Origin of the sequence: Pseudomonas sp. KB_15 (assembly GCF_052114525.1) — a bacterium.
Classification (GTDB): domain Bacteria; phylum Pseudomonadota; class Gammaproteobacteria; order Pseudomonadales; family Pseudomonadaceae; genus Aquipseudomonas.
This window is the reverse complement of record NZ_JBFREX010000226.1, coordinates 1-440: the sequence shown is the minus strand read 5'-3', so window position 1 is coordinate 440 and position 440 is coordinate 1. Positions and strand designations below refer to the sequence as shown.

Genomic DNA, 440 nt, shown 5'->3' with positions numbered 1-440 from the left:
CCAAGAAACGTATCCCCGCCTTTGCCTTTCAATTGGCCTATCGCATGGGTGCCGGTGAGAACCTGCGCCACATCCACATCGACGCCGATCCTGATCGTGAGAAGGATGCATTTCGCATTCGCGTCGCTGGCGCTGGGCGGATCAAGCAAAACGATCTGATCCACAGGGTCTTTGACTTTGGCGACGACGCGGATAAGTCGCCACTGGGCGAGTCGATCAAGCTCACCGCCTTCTTGAATGGGGATGCCGATTACTTACCGCGCTATGTGTTTAGTTACTACTCGGGCGAAAGCCAACGCATGCATGAGGTGTTTCGCCCGTACCTGGAGAGCTACGACAGCAAGCTGCGAAACGGCGAGGATCCAGGCCTGAAGAGACTGTTCTATGCCATGCCCGTGCATAGCCAGTTCGTATTGCTAGCCTTCCTGATCCAGCAGTCC

The 440-nt window shown here is 55.9% G+C and carries 1 pseudogene; it reads left to right on the top strand.

Annotation, left to right across the window (positions count from 1 at the left end):
- A pseudogene (locus AB4Z35_RS30605) lies at positions 1-440 on the top strand (chromosome segregation protein SMC); the annotation flags it as partial.